The sequence below is a fragment of the Paenibacillus sp. FSL R5-0486 genome (assembly GCF_037975155.1).
GTDB classification, from domain to species: domain Bacteria; phylum Bacillota; class Bacilli; order Paenibacillales; family Paenibacillaceae; genus Paenibacillus; species Paenibacillus amylolyticus.
In genome coordinates this window covers 4,575,362-4,593,044 of record NZ_CP150237.1, presented here as the reverse complement: position 1 = coordinate 4,593,044, position 17,683 = coordinate 4,575,362, and the positions used below count along the sequence as shown (strand labels likewise).

Below are 17,683 nucleotides of genomic sequence, written 5' to 3'. Positions count from 1 at the left end.
TATGATATAATACATAAAGCCATATGACCGTCCTAGTGAGACTGGCATGATGCCGAAGGAGTGAATAATGGAAATGTTTAAATTGAGTGAAATCAAAGAACTGATTAAACTGGTAGATGAAAGTTCCGTTCAAGAGTTGGAAATTGAAAATGAAGGATCACGGTTATCAATCCGCAAACCGGGCAAAACGGAGTATGTTCAAGCAACTGCTGTGCAACCGCAAATGATTGCTGCTCCGCAAGTACAGCCGGCAGCAGTGGTAAGTGAAGCTGCACCGCAGGTCGATACTACAAGTCATTTACATAAAATTGTATCTCCGATGGTAGGTACTTTTTACAGAGCTTCCTCGCCGGAAGCGGGTCCTTTTGTGAGCGCTGGTGATAAAGTTGTTGAGAAAACAACGGTATGTATCATCGAAGCTATGAAGCTGATGAACGAGCTTGATGCGGACATCAAGGGAGAAATCGTTGAAGTGCTGGTTGAGAACGGACAGCTGGTCGAGTATGGGCAGCCCCTTTTCCTGGTGAAACCGGAATAACCGTTATAGCTGGTTAACAGCTAACCGCATGAGCTTCGAAGGAGGACAAAACGAAATGAAATTTCAAAAAATACTGATTGCGAACCGTGGAGAGATTGCGGTACGTATTATTCGTGCCTGCCGTGAAATCGGTATCTCAACGGTAGCCGTCTACTCGGAAGCGGACAAGGATTCTCTGCATGTTCGTCTTGCAGATGAGGCTTATTGTATCGGACCGACACTGTCTAAGGACAGTTACCTCAACTTCACAAACCTGATGAGTGTAGCTACGCTGACGGAATGTGATGCAATCCACCCTGGATACGGTTTTTTGGCGGAGAATGCTGATTTTGCGGAAATTTGTGAGTCTTGCAATATTACATTCATCGGGCCTTCACCCGAAGCCATTACCAAAATGGGAGACAAGGCTGTTGCCAAACAGACGATGAAAGATGCAGGAGTACCTGTTATTCCTGGATCAGACGGCCTTGTTGAAAATATGGATGAAGCCATCATGATTGCTAGAGATATCGGATATCCTATCATTATCAAAGCTACTGCTGGTGGCGGAGGTAAGGGAATTCGTATTGCCGAAGATGAAGAAACGCTGATTAAGCAGATTACCGCTGCTCAGCAGGAAGCACAAAAGGCATTTGGCAATGCAGGTGTATATCTGGAGAAATTCCTGACAGGTATGAAACACGTGGAAATTCAGATCATTGCTGATAAACACGGAAATGCAGCACATTTGGGAGAGCGTGATTGCTCGGTTCAGCGTCGTCGCCAGAAATTGGTAGAAGAAGCTCCGTGTCCGATTCTCTCCGAAGATGTGCGCACACTGATGGGTGAAGCTGCGGTACGGGCTGCCCTTGCTGTGGATTACTCGGGAGCGGGTACATTGGAGTTCCTGCTCAGCCCGAATGGCGAGTTCTATTTCATGGAGATGAATACGCGTATTCAGGTAGAGCACCCGGTAACTGAGATGGTTACTGGCGTGGATCTGATCCGTGAGATGATCTCGGTAGCTGAAGGCAACCCACTCTCATTCCGTCAGGAAGACGTGGTTATCAATGGCTGGTCCATTGAATGTCGTATCAATGCAGAAGATCCGGACCGTAACTTTATGCCATCACCAGGCAAAATCGGATTCTACCTTGCACCGGGAGGACCTGGCGTTCGTGTAGATAGTGCTGCTTATCCGGGTTATACCATTTCACCTTTCTATGACTCCATGATCGCAAAATTGATCGTGTGGGGAGCGAATCGTGAAGAGGCGATTGCCAAGATGAAACGTGCGCTTGGGGAATTTGCGATTGAAGGCATATCTACAACTATTCCTTTCCATCAGAAATTGCTGGAGCACCCAACGTTCATTCGCGGTGACTTTGATATCAAATTTCTTGAGGAAAACGAGATTTAAAAGGTATATTGGGCTTGTTTGTCATAATGTAGCCCAAATGATATAGTATGAATAATAAGAGCGCATGTCTCCTGCAAAGGATAAGCCCGCACCTCGCGGATGTTTGCAGGAGTTCCGGTAAAGCCGGACCGGAAGGGTTCTGAAGGTTGATTAACCTGAGTCCAGCGCCCTGACGGATGGCCGCAAACTTATCTCGCGAAAGGTGTGTTGAACAGTTATGAGTACACTACCGACTGAATTTGAACGAACGGATATCGGTGAAATCCAGATCGCACCTGAAGTTATTGAAGTGATTGCTGGATTGGCGACCCTTGAAGTGAAAGGTGTTGCAGGCATGAGTGGCGGATTCGCTGGCGGATTTGCTGAATTGCTTGGTCGCAAAAACCTTTCCAAAGGCGTTAAAGTTGAAGTGGGCCAACGTGAAGCTGCAGTTGATGTTTCCGTAATTATCGAGTACGGATACCGTCTGCCACAAGTAGCTACGGAGATTCAACAGAACGTGAAACGTTCCATCGAGAACATGACAGGATTGAATGTGAATGAAGTGAATGTGCACATTCATGACGTTCAGTTCAAGAGCACCGAGAAAGTGGAAGAGATCGACCTGAACAGTCAGCGCGTAAAATAAAAGAAGACAGATTCCCCCGGCATCATCTGCCGGGGGTTATCCCGTCTTGGACAGGTCTTCATTATAGCGAAAGCTAGATGAGGATCTGATTTTTTGCTAGTGAACAGGTTAAGTAATGTTAGTGAGCAAGGGAGGCTGTGCAGTTCGTGGCTAAAATACTGGATCGGCTTCTGTTGTTTATATACAGCATAAGCGTTGGAGCAATATCGGCAGCCGTCATTCTTCTGATTAGCGGTGTGCTGCCTTACGAATTGAATTACCAGCAGGAACAAAACGTTATTGTTGCGTCGGTTATTGCAGCAGCGATTTTGTTTATCCTGAGTTTGCGATTTTTCTACATCTCGGTTCGGCGTGAGCGTGCATCGTTGCCGTCTGTAGATCAACGTACTGAGTTTGGTGATGTACAGATTTCGATGGAGACGATTGAGAATCTCTGTTTGAAGGCAACTTCCCGTTTCCGGGGAGTACGTGATGTCAAGGCACGCATACGTGTGGTTGAGTCAGGACTGGAGATTATGATCCGTGCAGTAGTGGATGGTGAGACACCTATTCCTGCGCTGACTTCTGATCTGCAAAAGGCGATACATGATCATGTACAAGAGATTACGGGCATCCCGGTTTCTTTTGTCACGGTGTATATCGCTAATGTAACCCAGTCGCCTAACTACAAGAGTCGAGTGGAATGAGGTGAGTTTCACTGATGCTGTGGAAAGAGATTTGGGATAGTCACAGAGGCCGAATTACCGGAATTATCGGCGGCATCTTTTTTGGATTTCTTTATGTATGGATCGGTTTTTGGGATATGTTGTTCTTTGCACTCTTGGTGTTCATCGGTTATACGTTAGGCAGACGAAGCGATTCGAAGCTGGGTTCGTCCATCCCCTGGAGGGAGTGGGGGCAATGGCTGGGCGATCGCTGGCGTCCGTTTAAGTGACCTACCTGAACCCTGCAATATGTTTCTTCCGAAAATAGAGCTGTAGTTTAGGTTGCCCGTTTTTTGGAGGAAACGTATTGCAGGTTTTTTTGTGAAAAGGGATAACAATAACAATACCGTGGAAGTCATCGATCAATCCAATACAGGATTTGATGAGATGGTTGCATGGATTATAAAATAAGCATGATGACGCTCCAGACGGAGCGCTGCAGGAGGCAGGACATGAAAAGACGTTTGGCAAGGGAAATTGCAGTACAAAGTCTGTATCAGATGGAAATGAATGAGGTAGGTGCAGCAGAAGCTGTAAACATGTTAATCAATGAAGCTGCTGAAGATAATGAAACCGAAGTAGTTATTCGCGATGCAGATGTAATGCGTACTTATGTTACTGAGATTGTACAAGGAGCCTGGAACAATAAGGAAGCCATTGACGGGCTGCTTGTGGATTATTTGAAAGGTTGGCAGATCAGCCGTCTATCACGTGTAGATCGCCAGATTCTACGACTGTCTACGTATGAAATGGTGTTTCGTGATGACATTCCGGCAAAGGTATCGGTCAATGAAGCGATTGAACTGTCCAAATATTTTGGTACAGAAGAATCCGGCAAGTTCGTCAATGGTGTACTTGGACGCATGATTCAGGAAGTTGACGCGATTAAAGCAAAATTATCTTAAGTTATGATTAATTATAGTGTGTGTTCAAAAAGACCGGTTTTCAGTATCCTTCGTAATCAAAAGCGGGCTTTTTGAACAACCTCTAAATTTATATTCACATAAGGGAGAGAGAGTACAATGACAGCATCTATTATTAACGGTAAAGAAGTATCCCAAGAGATCCGCGCAAGCATGACAACAGAAGTAAAACAGCTTAGCGAACAGGGGGTAGTACCTGGTCTGGCTGTTGTGCTCGTCGGGGAAGATCCGGCATCCCAAGTCTATGTGCGTAATAAAGAAAAAGCATGTCACGACCTCGGTTTCTACTCCGAAGTGCATCGGTTGGATGCAGATACGTCCCAAGAAGATCTGCTTGCGCTGGTGGACAAGCTGAACAATCAACAATCCATTAACGGAATTTTGGTTCAACTTCCACTACCGAAACACATCGAAGAGAAAGCGGTTATTGATGCAATTGCCGTGGATAAAGACGTAGACGGATTCCATCCAGTCAATGTTGGTAATCTCGTAATTGGAGACGATAGTCTGCTTCCATGTACCCCAGCGGGTGTAATTGAACTGATCAAACGTACTGGACTGGAAATGTCCGGTAAACATGCAGTGGTTATCGGAAGAAGCAACATCGTTGGCAAACCGGTATCGCTGTTGCTCCAACGTGAGAATGCGACGGTAACCATGTGTCATTCCCGTACAGCCAACATGAAAGAAATTACACGTCAGGCGGACATTTTAGTTGTAGCCATCGGCCGTGCTAATTTTGTGGATGCTGATTTTGTGAAACCAGGTGCTGTTGTTATCGATGTCGGCATGAACCGTTTGGATAATGGCAAACTGGCAGGAGACGTTGATTTCGAGAGTGTGAAAGAAGTTTCTGGTCCAATTACACCCGTTCCTGGCGGTGTTGGTCCGATGACAATCACAATGCTGATGCAAAATACATTGATCGCTGCCAAGCGCGCTCACGGATTGGCCTAGGGTTTTGTCTGTGGCAGATCAAAAGATCTACTCCATCAAAGACCTGAACCGATACATCCGGATGAAACTGGAATCGGATCAGGTCCTGTCGGACGTCTGGCTACGCGGGGAGATTTCGAATTTCACACATCACTCCAGCGGCCATATGTATTTTACATTGAAGGACAAGGACAGCCGGATCAAGTCAATTATGTTTGCGTCCCATAACCAGCGATTACCCTTTGTACCGAAGGAGGGTGCAAGGGTTATTGCCCGTGGTAATGTCTCGGTGTATGAACGGGATGGGCAGTATCAATTCTATGCTACCCATATGCAACCGGACGGAATTGGAAGTCTGTATCTAGCTTACGAACAGCTGAAGAAAAAGCTTGAGGATGAAGGGTTATTTTCACCTTCTCGAAAAAGACAGATCCCTCGTTATCCACAGACTATAGGGGTTGTAACTTCACCGACGGGAGCGGCGGTGCGAGACATTATGATCACACTCCAGCGCAGATACCCTTCTGCCAAAGTTGTTTTATATCCTGTTCTGGTTCAAGGGAAGGGTGCAGCACCTTCCATTGTCAAAGCGATTGGCAACCTGAACCGGATGGGAGAAGCCGATGTACTTATCGTTGGACGCGGAGGCGGTTCACTGGAGGAGTTGTGGGCCTTTAATGAGGAGATTGTGGCAAGAGCAATAGTTGCTTCGGGTATTCCTGTCATTTCTGCGGTTGGGCACGAAACGGACTTCACTATTGCTGATTTTGCAGCCGATTTGCGTGCGGCTACACCTACAGCAGCTGCTGAATTAGCTGTACCTAATCGAGCTGAGTTGCTTGATCAGATCGGACAACGTCAGCGCCAGTTACAGCACAGCTTACGTCAGCGTGCTGTACATAATCGTGAACGGCTCGCAAGATTACAGCGTTCGCCAGTACTGGTGCATCCAAGACGTACCTTGATGCAGCATACGGAACGACTGGATATGATGCACCAACGGCTTTTGAGAACAGTCGATACACGTATGAAATGGACAGGAGAGAAGCAGGAGCGTCTGCGGGCAGCACTGCAACGGTTCAATCCTCGTGAGCAGGTCAATGCAGCACGCCGTGAGAATGCGGCAGCACGCAGACAACTTGAACTTGCGATCAGGTCTATAGCCAGATCGAAGCAGCAACAGTGGAAATCATCTGTGCGGCATCTGGATGCGCTTAGCCCGCTTAAAGTCATGTCACGGGGATACAGCCTTGTCTATGACGAGCAAGAACAGCGATTGATCAAGTCGACGAAGGATGTACAGCCTGGAGATTCAATTAAGATTAAATTAACAGACGGACAGCTGGACTGTCAGGTTTGGGGAATGAAGGAGGACGACAATACCCATGGCGAATGAACCGGAATTGAATTTTGAAGAGGCAATGGCGGCATTGGAAGACATCGTAGGTCAGCTGGAACATGGTGATGTTCCGTTGGAACAGGCCATCGATCTGTTTCAACGCGGGATGAAACTTTCGCAACTTTGCGGTCTGAAGCTGGAACAAGTGGAACGCAAGATCGAGATGATCGTAGAAGAAGATGGAGAGCTTCGCAAGAAGCCTTTCGGAACTGCTGACGATGAGAGCGGTGAAGTCCATGAGTAATCGTCCTTCGTTTCAAGCATACCTCGAAGAGGTCACAGCTGAGGTGACAGAAGCGTTGAAACATACGCTTCCCGATCACTGGGATGTACCCCAATCGTTGACGGATGCGATGCAGTACTCACTTATGGCCGGAGGCAAACGCCTTCGTCCTCTTCTGGTCGTTGCTGCGGCGGAAGCCTTCGGTGCACAGCGTACAGCTGCAATGCCGGTAGCCTGCGCCGTGGAGATGGTTCATACGTATTCACTGATCCACGACGACCTGCCTGCTATGGATAATGATGATTACCGCAGGGGAAAATTAACGAATCATAAGGTATATGGTGAAGCAACAGCCATATTGGCGGGCGATGCGTTGCTAACTCATGCTTTTTATAGCATTGTTCAAGCTGGACGCCGTAGCGGTGTAGCGGCAGATGCGTTGCTGTCCATCGTAGAGGACATGTCCGAACTTGCTGGAGCAAGAGGTATGGTCGGCGGTCAAGTCGCGGATATGGAAGGCGAGCAAGGCATGACCGATCTTTCACAGCTCCAATATATCCATTTGCACAAAACGGGTGATCTGATTGTTTTCTCACTCATTGCTGGAGCACGAATTGGTGGAGCAACGGAGGGACAATTGGAAGCCTTACGTGTGTTTGGCCGTGATCTGGGGCTGGCATTTCAGATTCAGGATGATATTCTTGACCTGACGGGTGACGAGCAGAAGATGGGCAAGAAAACACAGAGCGATGTGAATCAGCAGAAGGTAACATATCCTTATTTTATTGGCATGGAAGCTTCTGTAGATGAAGTGAAATCCCTTACCCAATCTGCCAAAGACGCACTTGAAAGAGCCGAGTTACCTGATGCATCCAGATTGCTGGAAATTGCAGATTATCTGATGAGTCGAGACCATTAGATTCTGACGGAGCGGTCTGTTTCAAAACCTGTATAGCCGTGTAATGAATGTAATGTCCTTTTTCCGAGTAGATGGAAAGAGCTGTCCCGAGTGGATGCGGGAATACATATGGAGAAGAATTTTAAATAACTTGCTGGCGAGAATGCTCGTTATCGGGAGTATAGTGCAGTAAATTATGATTCTTGTTCTTTTATGTTATAATGATTTAATGTCATTTGATTCATAATGTATATATCGATTTACAACAATAACTAAACAATCTAGGAAAGCGGGGAGATTCTCGTGCTGCTTCCACAAATTAAACAACCCAGTGATCTAAAGTCGATGTCTCAGGATGATCTTGCCCTTTTGTCGGCAGAGATCCGGCAGTTTCTGATTGAGAAACTGTCTGTTACAGGTGGGCATCTCGCACCCAACTTAGGCGTGGTTGAGCTCACGGTAGCCCTGCATTACTGTTATAACAGTCCAGCAGACAAAATGATTTTTGATGTAGGGCATCAGGCTTATGTGCATAAAGTCCTGACAGGGCGTATGGATCGCTTTGATACATTGCGTCAACATAACGGTCTGTGCGGGTTTGTCAAACGCAACGAAAGTGAACATGACGTATGGGAAGCTGGACACAGCAGTACTTCATTGTCTGCTGCGATGGGGATGGCCCTTGCACGTGATCTGAAGGGTGAGGACAACCAAGTTATCGCGATGATTGGTGATGGAGCGCTTACAGGTGGTATGGCTTTTGAAGCCCTCAATCATATCGGTCATGAGCAGAGAAAACTGATGGTTATTCTGAATGATAATGAAATGTCCATTGCTCCAAACGTTGGGGCCATGCATAAATATTTGAGCAAGATTCGTTCGGATCGTCATTATCTGAAAGCAAAAGATGATGTCGAGGGCATGCTTAAAAAAATTCCTGCTATTGGGGACCGTTTGGCCAAATCGGCAAGCTGGATCAAAGATAGTGTCAAATATATGATGGTACCAGGTGTTCTTTTCGAAGAACTGGGCTTCACGTATTTGGGACCGATTGATGGGCATGATATTCCCAAATTGATCGAAACCTTCAAACAGGCAGATAACGTTGATGGCCCTGTGCTCGTTCACGTTCTCACGACCAAAGGCAAAGGTTATCAGCCAGCAGAAGCCGATTCGCACAAGTGGCACGGGATTTCTCCGTACAAAATTGAATCTGGGCAAGTGCTGAAGGCAGTCGGAAAACCGATGTACACGGAAGTGTTTGGTCAAACGTTAATTGATCTTGCGAAGCAGGATAAGCGGGTCGTAGCTGTAACGCCAGCAATGCCTACAGGATCAGGTCTTATTCCGTTCAGTAAGGAATTTCCCGATCGCATGATTGACGTAGGTATTGCAGAACAGCACGCGGCGACCATGTGTGCTGCACTGGCTATGGAAGGTTTGAAGCCGGTCTTTGCCGTGTATTCTACGTTTATGCAACGTGCTTATGATCAGATTGTACATGATATTTGCCGTCATAACGCCAACGTGATGTTTGCCATTGACCGTGCCGGGTTTGTTGGTCCGGATGGGGAAACACATCAAGGGGTATACGATGTGGCATTTATGCGCCATATTCCAAATATCGTTCTGATGATGCCAAAAGACGAAAATGAATTGCGTCATATGATGAAAACGGCGCTTGATTATAATGAAGGTCCGATTGCTTACCGTTATCCACGAAACAATGTGGTCGGTGTACCTTTGGATGATGTACTTGTTCCGATTCCAATCGGATCATGGGAGCAACTGCGTCCATCCGAGGGATATGCTGTCATCGCTTCAGGTTCGATGGTGCAGCTTGCAGAAGAAGCAGCAGAGATGGTGAAGCGGGAAGGTATCACAGCAGGCGTAATCAACGCTCGCTTCCTGAAACCTCTTGACGAGCAAATGTTGCGTGATTTAGCTGTTCGAGGCACCAAATTGATTGTACTTGAAGAAACATCCCAGGCAGGCAGCATGGGTAGTGCAGTTCTGGAGTTTTATGCAGAACAGGGACTACATGATGTTCATGTACAATTGATGGGGATTCCGGATCGCTTCATCGAGCATGGCAGTATTAAGGAACAACGTGAGGAAGTGGGTCTTACCGTTGAAAATGTATGTGCTGAACTGCGCAAGATGGCTGTTCAATCATCTTACGGCATACCAAAAACACGTTTTCCTTCGTAAATTTACATGATAGGAGACAGACATGTCACTCCCGAAAGAACGAATTGATGTTCTGCTGGTTGAGCAGGGCTATTATGAAAGTCGTGAGAAGGCAAAAGCTGCAATCATGGCTGGACTGGTATATGCCAATAATGAGCCGATCGAAAAGGCGGGCATGAAAATTCCAAGGGAAGCCGAGCTGAAAGTTAAAGGCTCGGTACATCCCTATGTCGGCAGAGGCGGATTGAAGCTCGAAAAAGCGATCCGTCATTTCGGCCTTGATATGAATGGACTTGTCATGCTCGACATTGGTTCATCCACTGGTGGATTTACGGACTGTGCACTTCAGCATGGCGCATCTCACGTCTACGCTATTGATGTGGGCTATAATCAGCTTGACTGGTCTTTGCGTAATGATGAGCGGGTTACTGTTATGGAACGAACTAATTTCCGCTATGTGACTCCTGAAGATCTGACGGGACCCGTGCCGAACTTTGCGAGCATTGATGTGTCGTTCATTTCACTGCGAATCATATTGCCGCCACTTCTGGCTCTTTTGAAACAACCTGCAGATATCGTTGCATTGATTAAACCTCAATTTGAGGCAGGGCGTGAAAAAGTAGGCAAGTCCGGTGTGGTACGTGATACGAAGGTACACAAGGATGTATTGCAGACAATGCTTCATTTTTCCAGTCAACTTGGTTTACATCTGCAGCGTTTAACTTTTTCACCGATAACGGGTGGAGAAGGTAATATAGAATTTCTCGCACATTGGCGTCTGGAAGCACCAGAGGCAACACAACCAGAGATCGATCCAGCTTCACTTGACGCACTTGCGGAGCAAGTTGCAAAGGAAGCAGCTCATACATTTACGGGAAACTCATCATAAGATGGGTTTCTTTTCGCTGGAAAGGTGATTGACGTAAAGGGAAATCATTACTGAACCTCGAATATGTCTTCGAGGTGAGCGATAATGGATGGTCAATATGACACAATCTTTATAGGTGTACTTGCTGTCTGTTTGATCTTGTGGCTGTTCTTTGGCTTGCGTAATTGGGTGAACCGACCGACGCCGGTAAGCTTGTCTGGAATGCAACTGAACGTGAAGATTCAAGATTCCCCGGCCTTGGATTTGCTTGAAGCACAGGGCTACGAAGTCATCGGTGGGAAAATGAAAGTCCCTCTGGCTTTTGAGGCCAATGAATCCGTTTATTACAGCAGATTATTCATTGATTATGTTGCAGAACGTGAGGATCTCAGATACCTCGTGAAAACGTCTCGTCGCAGACAGCCAATCGATATGACCGGCCCTGCGCTAAGGGATCGCTTCCTCAATTATCTGTTGTTATATCCTGGCTGTGAAGGATTGCTGTATGTTGACGTGGAGGATTCCGATATTAAGTTAATCAGGCTCATGGACTATCAGGAAGATGTGTATGATGGGGATGATCTGGACTAATATAAAAGAATGAACATTGCAGGGCAAAGTCTGCGGCGAATTACAAATGCTGCTTTATTGCAATACATCTAACTGGAGGCATATATGAAAGGACAAAGGCACATCAAGATTCGTGAAATCATTAGTCAAAATGAAATTGAGACCCAGGATGATCTGGTTGAAGCACTACGCAAATCAGGTTTTCAGGTGACTCAGGCGACGGTATCCCGGGATATCAAGGAACTTCTGTTAATCAAGATTCCGATGGATGATGGAAGATACAAGTACTCTTTACCGACAGATCAACGATATAATCCGATTCAAAAGTTGAAGCGTGCACTCGTTGACAACTTCTTGCACATTGATCACACAAACAATCTGGTTGTGATGAAATGTTTGCCAGGAACAGCCAACTCCATTGCAGCTTTGCTTGATAATATTGAGTGGAATGAAGTCATGGGCACGATCTGTGGAGATGACACCATTCTGATTATCTGCCGGACTGAAGGTAACAGTGTGACCGTTATTGAGCGGATCATGGGTTACATTGCTTAAAGTGCGTGTTCAAAAAGATTGGTTTTCAGTACCGAGAAGATGGGATGAAGCTAGAAATGGAGTAGCGGAGCGTAGGGAAACTACGTGAGCAACTGCAATGTTTCCGAAGGAAACATACTTCGTAAGCATCCCACTTATTTCGGCTGAATTCCATATTCGATGCTGATGATGCCACCAGGCATCCTTCGTAATCAAAAGCGGACTTTTTGAACAACCTCTTGAATCAATGGTTCAAAAACATAATATCTGAGTTAGTCATCCGGAGGTGTTTTTGCAGATGTTAGTTACGTTATCGATTCGTAATCTGGCTGTGGTGGAAGAAGTGGACGTTGTATTCCATCCGGGATTCCATGTACTTTCAGGGGAAACGGGTGCAGGTAAGTCGATTATTATAGATGCACTTGGCTTAATTGCCGGTGGACGCAGTTCAGCTGATCTGATCCGGTACGGATGTGAGAAGGCAGAGATGGAAGCCTTGTTCGAGATGGAGCAGAGTCATCCGGTATGGCAGACATTAGAGAAATTGGGTATCCATTGTGAGCCTGAAGAGCATTTGGTTATACGACGTGAGTTGAATACTCAAGGGAAAAGTACGTCCCGCATTAATGGGCAATTGGTCAATCTGACCATGCTGCGGGAAGTAGGCGAGAAGCTGATCAATATTCATGGACAACATGAACATCAGAGTTTGCTACGCGCTGAGAGCCATCTGGGGCTTCTCGATACTTATGGCTCGGAAGTCATCGGACCGATCAAAGCGAAGTACCAGGAGCGCTACAGCAAGTTTATCACGGCGGAAAAAGAACTGCGTGCCCTTCAGGAGTCCAGTCAGCGGGCATATCAACTCTTGGACATGTATCGCTTTCAGCTTGAGGAGATCGCAGCAGCAAGCCTTACACAAGGCGAGGATGAATTACTCGGGGAAGAACGGGTCAAACTATCCCATAGTGAGAAAATGATGGACAGTGTTGCTGGTGCATATGATCTGCTCAGTGGTCAACGCGGACTTGAAGCTGTGAGCATTGCTCTTTCAAGAATTGAAGACATTTCTGGATATGATAGCAAAGGACTGCAACCAATCGTAGAACAGCTGCAATCTGCATTTTATCAATTGGAAGATGCGACATTTCAGTTAAGGGATTACCGGGAGAAGATTGAATTTAATCCGGCAAGGCTGGAAGAAGTGGAGCAAAGGCTGAATCTGATTTCTGGCCTCAGACGGAAATACGGGGACAGTGTTGAACTTATTCTGAGTTATTATGATCAGATTAGCCATGAAACAGACCAACTGGAGAACAAGGACGAACGGCTGGAGAAATTGCGAGCTGAACGTGACAAAATGCTTAACCTTGTGATGGAGTCTGCTGAAGAGCTCAGCAAGGTTCGCAAACAATGCGCCGAGGAACTTGCTGCACAGGTTGAAAGCGAACTCAAGGATCTGCAAATGGAGCGGACTACACTGCGTGTTCAAATTACTCCTTTCGAAGATCCAAAGGGGATTGAATGGAATGGACGTCGTATCCGTCTGAATCGTCATGGTGCGGACAATGCGGAATTCCTGATCTCACCAAACCCGGGCGAGCCATTACGACCACTTGGCAAAATTGCTTCAGGTGGTGAGTTGTCCAGAATGATGCTGGCGATGAAGAGTATCTTTGCGCGACATGACCGGATACCTGTGTTGATTTTTGATGAAGTTGATACCGGAGTTAGCGGTAGAGCAGCTCAATCCATTGCGGAAAAACTGTTCCGTTTGTCTTCGACTTGTCAGGTTTTCTCAATAACTCACTTACCACAAGTGGCTTGTATGGCAGATCATCAGTATCTCATTGAGAAACATGTCTACGATGGACGGACAATGACGCAGGTGGAATCGCTGTCAGACGAAGGCAGAGTGAAGGAATTGGCACGTATGCTGGGCGGCGTGGAAATTACAGAAAAAACGCTGCATCACGCACAGGAAATGCTGAATTTGGCGGAAGCCAAAAAAGGGTGAAACGGACGGCTGGCGTAATGATTGACAGTAATAAAAGCCTGGGGGCGAGGTTATCTTATAGGTACGCAATTGGCGACCACCTTTCGTCAAGCGAAAGAAGCAAAGGGAGTGTGACAGCCATTGAATTCCCCCCTCAGGAAGAAATTGCTAGGTCTTTTATTTGCCTTCTTTCTTTGTGTGATTAGCCAGGCCATTCAGCCTGTGCAAAGTTATGCTTCACTGCCGGATGAATTGCAGGTGTTTGCTGGCAGGCAAGCGGATGTCCGGCTCGCTGTACCTGCTGTTTCAAGCGCCGTTGTAGATCGTCCTGATATCGTTGGTTTGGATGATCAGGCAGCGATGCATGTTACCAGGCAACAACCTTTGCATCTTCACCCTCAACAGACGGGACATGCCAAATTAACGTTGAAGTTGTGGGGTAAAATTCCGGTCAAAACAGTCCATGTGAATGTGATACCGGATTTGCGTGTTGTACCCGGGGGACAAACGATTGGCGTCAAGGTTAAATCGGCAGGCATTCTGGTGGTTGGACATCATCTGGTCCGTTCCGGTCAGGATGAGCGTGTATCGCCCGGAGAAACAGCGGGCATTAAGCTCGGAGATCTGATTACGCATATGGATGGAAAACGTCTGGATGGCGTAGCAGGTGTCTCTGAAGCCGTTGAACTTGCAGGGAAAAGTAAAAAAGGTATTGATGTTGTGTTAAAACGTGGTAAGGAAACGGTGAAGACACGATTAACTCCGGCGTATGACTCCGAGGATCAAGCGTGGAGGCTTGGATTGTACATTCGTGATTCTGCAGCCGGTGTTGGCACACTTACCTTCTATGCTCCCGATCAGGGCGTATATGGCGCACTGGGCCATGTCATTACAGATATGAACACACAAACATCTATTGTTGTGGGTAGTGGTCAGATCGTTCAATCCAATGTGACGTCCATTTCTAAAAGTGAGACCGGTGATCCGGGTGAAAAACGTGCTCATTTCCTCAAGGAAAGCAAAATTTTGGGCAATATTGAACGTAATACGGCTTTTGGTATCTTTGGTAAAATGTCCGGAAATCCTGAGCACAGTTTGTATTCGAAAGGCATTCCCGTCGCTTTTTCTCATGAAGTAAAGGAAGGACCGGCCGAAATACTTACCGTGGTTGACGGTCAACAAGTTGAACGCTTCTCCATTGACATTGTTCATGTGGCAGATCAAACTGAACCAGCAACAAAAGGTCTGGTACTTCGAATTACGGACCCGAAACTACTGGATAAGACCGGAGGTATCGTTCAAGGGATGAGTGGCAGCCCCATTGTACAAAATGGTAAATTGATCGGTGCAGTTACTCATGTATTCGTGAATGATCCAAAATCGGGTTACGGTTGCTTCATTGAATGGATGTTACAAGATGCTGGCGTTATGATGAAAAAGGAAAACGATAAGAACCTCAAGGCTGGCTAAACAGCCCTGAGGTTCTTTTTTGTCGAAAGCAAACATAATATATCGGATAATGAAATAAATTATTTATTATATAGGATCAAGAAAAAAAAATAAAGAAAAATAATTTTCGACAGGAGGAATTTAACTGGCTGTGTCGAAAATTAAACGTGTAAGGAAATGTACGAAACGATGTTTAATTTAAAGGAGGATACCGTTTTGCAAAAAATTGAGGTATTGCTGGCCGATGATAATCGTGAATTTACGAATTTGCTTGCCGAATATATATCTGAGCAGGAAGATATGGAAGTAACCGGTATTGCATACAATGGAGAAGAAGTACTGCAATTGCTGGAGCAAACTCGGGATGTGCCGGATGTATTGATTCTGGATATTATCATGCCTCACCTGGACGGACTGGGTGTGCTTGAGCGCTTGCGCGACCTGAACCTGTCTCCACAGCCTAAAGTCATTATGCTTACGGCATTCGGACAAGAGAATATCACACAGCGTGCCGTGCAACTCGGAGCTTCTTATTATATTCTTAAGCCGTTTGACATGGAAGTGCTTGCGAATCGTGTGCGTCAACTGGTGGGAACACAGACGGCGATGTCCACAAGTAGCGGATCATCCATGTTCATGAAATCATCCAATGTTGTGCCAATGGGCAAACACAAAAATCTGGATGCAAATATTACGTCCATCATACATGAAATCGGCGTTCCTGCGCATATTAAAGGATATCAGTATTTGCGCGAAGCGATTACGATGGTGTATAACAATATCGAAATTTTGGGAGCCATCACCAAAACACTGTATCCGGCGATTGCCGAAAAATTCAAAACCACGCCGTCCCGCGTCGAACGTGCGATCCGTCATGCGATTGAAGTGGCATGGACTCGTGGTAACATCGACAGCATCAGCCACTTGTTTGGTTATACAATCAACATCAGCAAGTCGAAACCAACAAATAGCGAGTTCATCGCGATGGTTGCTGACAAGCTGAGAATTGAGCATAAGGTAAGCTGAAAGGGTCAGGAGTAGTGAGCTGGCAAGTATAGTTTGGATTCAAATTTGATTCTAACCAAGGCGGCCTATATCTGAATTCGTTCATTTCATGCCGATAAACTTCTGTAATATATGCCAACGAATACCGTCATTTATTGGATTAAAGATATCCAGTAAATGACGGTATTTTTGCATAACGAAATAACACAGAACATGATGATGAAATTTAGTGTTGCATGATTGCTTCAAAATTTTGAGATCAAGCATTAAAATAAGCTCACTATAGCAAAGTTTAGAAAAGGAAATAATTCATAAACTTTTACTCTCAGTTAACGCTTTTTCAAGTAGAAAGTGGTACGATGTGACCATTGACAAAGACCTACATATATATTTGAAAAGTTCGGATAAGATGCTACGAACAGAGGAGTAGAATAGTATGTTTACGCAAATAGGCGAGATTGCTGAACCAATTCCTGTAGTACAATCTGATACAAAATGTGATATCGTCTATCATCTTTTCAAGTCCAATCCTAGTCTGGAAGGTATAGCTGTTATGGGGGAGAAGGATGTGTCATTAATGATGCGGCCCCGATTCTTTCAGCAGATTGGCACCCAGTATGGCTATAATCTATATATGGGACGTCCTGTAGAACTGGTGATGAACACACAGGCACTGGTCGTGGATTATTCAGAACAGATTACAGATGTCAGTGTTCTAGCCATGGACCGAGATGAAGGGGAAATATATGATCTTGTGTTGGTCACGTCAGGAGAAAGTTTCTTTGGAGCTGTGAGTATTCGGCGTTTGCTACTTGCTGTTGCTGATGTACGGGCTGAAATGGCGATTTTTATGAACCCGCTGACTGGTCTTCCTGGTAATCATATTATAGATGAAAGGCTGTCTCAGGCTCTTCAGATGGACCAATTTAGCGTACTGTACGTTGATCTCGATCAATTCAAATCCTACAATGATAGCTACGGCTTCAAAATGGGGGATCAGCTTATTCAGGCGACAGCTAACTTGCTTCGCAAGCTATTTGTTCCCCCTGAAGCTTTTCTTGGACATATCGGTGGTGATGATTTTATTACGATCCTGAATCACCATGATTACAAATATATTAGTGAGGAAGTCATCTTAGGTTTTGAGGAAATGAAAAGGACATTCTACAACGAACATGATTGGCATCATCAATATGTTCTGGGGGAAGGACGTTCCGGGCTAAATCGGCCCATTCCTCTCGTGTCGGTATCCATCGCCGTTGTAACCAATAACAAGCGAAAATATGAAAACATAGATCAGATAATTGATGAGGCCACACGCATCAAAAAAGGTTGTAAAGCGATTGCTGGAAGTATCATCTGTGCAAATGATACCGCCACTACTCCGTGCTAGACATAAAATTACGAGAACGTAGAGGACAGA

18 protein-coding genes are annotated in these 17,683 nt (G+C 45.8%); all 18 read left to right on the top strand.

Annotated features, from left to right (window positions below; translation table 11 throughout):
• Positions 1-73: 73 nt before the first annotated feature.
• Entirely contained in the window at positions 74-538 is a 465-nt protein-coding gene (gene accB / locus MKY01_RS20445) for an acetyl-CoA carboxylase biotin carboxyl carrier protein (protein ID WP_076251231.1), read from the top strand.
• 55 nt (positions 539-593) lie between these two features.
• Entirely contained in the window at positions 594-1,937 is a 1,344-nt protein-coding gene (gene accC, locus MKY01_RS20440; protein ID WP_036614375.1) for an acetyl-CoA carboxylase biotin carboxylase subunit, read from the top strand.
• Between the two features lie 217 nt (positions 1,938-2,154).
• Positions 2,155-2,565 (top strand): Asp23/Gls24 family envelope stress response protein, encoded by a 411-nt coding sequence (locus tag MKY01_RS20435; RefSeq protein ID WP_017687593.1) that lies wholly within the window; start codon positions 2,155-2,157, stop codon positions 2,563-2,565.
• Positions 2,566-2,711: 146 nt separating this feature from the next.
• Positions 2,712-3,251, top strand: coding sequence for an alkaline shock response membrane anchor protein AmaP (gene amaP, locus MKY01_RS20430; RefSeq protein ID WP_017687594.1), 540 nt, complete (start codon positions 2,712-2,714; stop codon positions 3,249-3,251).
• 14 nt (positions 3,252-3,265) lie between these two features.
• Entirely contained in the window at positions 3,266-3,499 is a 234-nt protein-coding gene (locus MKY01_RS20425; protein WP_017687595.1) for a DUF2273 domain-containing protein, read from the top strand.
• Between the two features lie 222 nt (positions 3,500-3,721).
• Complete coding sequence (gene nusB / locus MKY01_RS20420) at positions 3,722-4,174, top strand: transcription antitermination factor NusB (RefSeq protein ID WP_017687596.1); 453 nt, start codon at positions 3,722-3,724, stop codon at positions 4,172-4,174.
• A gap of 117 nt (positions 4,175-4,291) precedes the next feature.
• Entirely contained in the window at positions 4,292-5,149 is an 858-nt protein-coding gene (folD, locus tag MKY01_RS20415) for a bifunctional methylenetetrahydrofolate dehydrogenase/methenyltetrahydrofolate cyclohydrolase FolD (protein WP_036675001.1), read from the top strand.
• A 10-nt stretch (positions 5,150-5,159) separates the two neighbouring features.
• A complete protein-coding gene (gene xseA, locus MKY01_RS20410; protein WP_127551271.1) occupies positions 5,160-6,524 on the top strand; it encodes an exodeoxyribonuclease VII large subunit in 1,365 nt (454 codons plus the stop codon).
• Positions 6,514-6,771, top strand: a complete 258-nt coding sequence (gene xseB, locus MKY01_RS20405; RefSeq protein WP_017687599.1) for an exodeoxyribonuclease VII small subunit — start codon at positions 6,514-6,516, stop codon at positions 6,769-6,771. Before xseA ends, xseB begins: the two co-directional genes overlap by 11 nt.
• A complete protein-coding gene (locus MKY01_RS20400) occupies positions 6,746-7,669 on the top strand; it encodes a polyprenyl synthetase family protein (protein WP_100527187.1) in 924 nt (307 codons plus the stop codon). The genes xseB and MKY01_RS20400 overlap by 26 nt, the downstream gene beginning before the upstream one ends.
• 282 nt (positions 7,670-7,951) lie before the next feature.
• Positions 7,952-9,859, top strand: coding sequence for a 1-deoxy-D-xylulose-5-phosphate synthase (gene dxs, locus MKY01_RS20395; RefSeq protein ID WP_036614362.1), 1,908 nt, complete (start codon positions 7,952-7,954; stop codon positions 9,857-9,859).
• Positions 9,860-9,881: 22 nt separating this feature from the next.
• A complete protein-coding gene (locus MKY01_RS20390) occupies positions 9,882-10,727 on the top strand; it encodes a TlyA family RNA methyltransferase (RefSeq protein ID WP_127551269.1) in 846 nt (281 codons plus the stop codon).
• 84 nt (positions 10,728-10,811) lie between these two features.
• Complete coding sequence (locus MKY01_RS20385; RefSeq protein ID WP_036614357.1) at positions 10,812-11,297, top strand: hypothetical protein; 486 nt, start codon at positions 10,812-10,814, stop codon at positions 11,295-11,297.
• Between the two features lie 84 nt (positions 11,298-11,381).
• Positions 11,382-11,831, top strand: a complete 450-nt coding sequence (gene argR / locus MKY01_RS20380) for a transcriptional regulator ArgR (RefSeq protein WP_017687604.1) — start codon at positions 11,382-11,384, stop codon at positions 11,829-11,831.
• Between the two features lie 277 nt (positions 11,832-12,108).
• A complete protein-coding gene (gene recN / locus MKY01_RS20375) occupies positions 12,109-13,827 on the top strand; it encodes a DNA repair protein RecN (RefSeq protein ID WP_036614354.1) in 1,719 nt (572 codons plus the stop codon).
• Positions 13,828-13,947: 120 nt separating this feature from the next.
• Entirely contained in the window at positions 13,948-15,276 is a 1,329-nt protein-coding gene (gene spoIVB / locus MKY01_RS20370; RefSeq protein WP_036675010.1) for a SpoIVB peptidase, read from the top strand.
• Between the two features lie 195 nt (positions 15,277-15,471).
• Entirely contained in the window at positions 15,472-16,281 is an 810-nt protein-coding gene (gene spo0A, locus MKY01_RS20365; protein ID WP_036614349.1) for a sporulation transcription factor Spo0A, read from the top strand.
• A gap of 415 nt (positions 16,282-16,696) precedes the next feature.
• Positions 16,697-17,653, top strand: coding sequence for a GGDEF domain-containing protein (locus MKY01_RS20360; RefSeq protein ID WP_339283311.1), 957 nt, complete (start codon positions 16,697-16,699; stop codon positions 17,651-17,653).
• Positions 17,654-17,683: the final 30 nt, after the last annotated feature.

Coding starts and splice junctions, on each gene's coding strand:
- accC (WP_036614375.1), top strand. CDS start 594: ATGAAATTTCAAAAAATACTGATTGCGAACCGTGGAGAGATTGCGGTA.
- MKY01_RS20435 (WP_017687593.1), top strand. CDS start 2,155: ATGAGTACACTACCGACTGAATTTGAACGAACGGATATCGGTGAAATC.
- MKY01_RS20360 (WP_339283311.1), top strand. CDS start 16,697: ATGTTTACGCAAATAGGCGAGATTGCTGAACCAATTCCTGTAGTACAA.
- accB (WP_076251231.1), top strand. CDS start 74: ATGTTTAAATTGAGTGAAATCAAAGAACTGATTAAACTGGTAGATGAA.
- folD (WP_036675001.1), top strand. CDS start 4,292: ATGACAGCATCTATTATTAACGGTAAAGAAGTATCCCAAGAGATCCGC.
- MKY01_RS20425 (WP_017687595.1), top strand. CDS start 3,266: ATGCTGTGGAAAGAGATTTGGGATAGTCACAGAGGCCGAATTACCGGA.
- MKY01_RS20385 (WP_036614357.1), top strand. CDS start 10,812: ATGGATGGTCAATATGACACAATCTTTATAGGTGTACTTGCTGTCTGT.
- argR (WP_017687604.1), top strand. CDS start 11,382: ATGAAAGGACAAAGGCACATCAAGATTCGTGAAATCATTAGTCAAAAT.
- nusB (WP_017687596.1), top strand. CDS start 3,722: ATGAAAAGACGTTTGGCAAGGGAAATTGCAGTACAAAGTCTGTATCAG.
- recN (WP_036614354.1), top strand. CDS start 12,109: ATGTTAGTTACGTTATCGATTCGTAATCTGGCTGTGGTGGAAGAAGTG.
- MKY01_RS20390 (WP_127551269.1), top strand. CDS start 9,882: ATGTCACTCCCGAAAGAACGAATTGATGTTCTGCTGGTTGAGCAGGGC.
- xseB (WP_017687599.1), top strand. CDS start 6,514: ATGGCGAATGAACCGGAATTGAATTTTGAAGAGGCAATGGCGGCATTG.
- MKY01_RS20400 (WP_100527187.1), top strand. CDS start 6,746: ATGAGAGCGGTGAAGTCCATGAGTAATCGTCCTTCGTTTCAAGCATAC.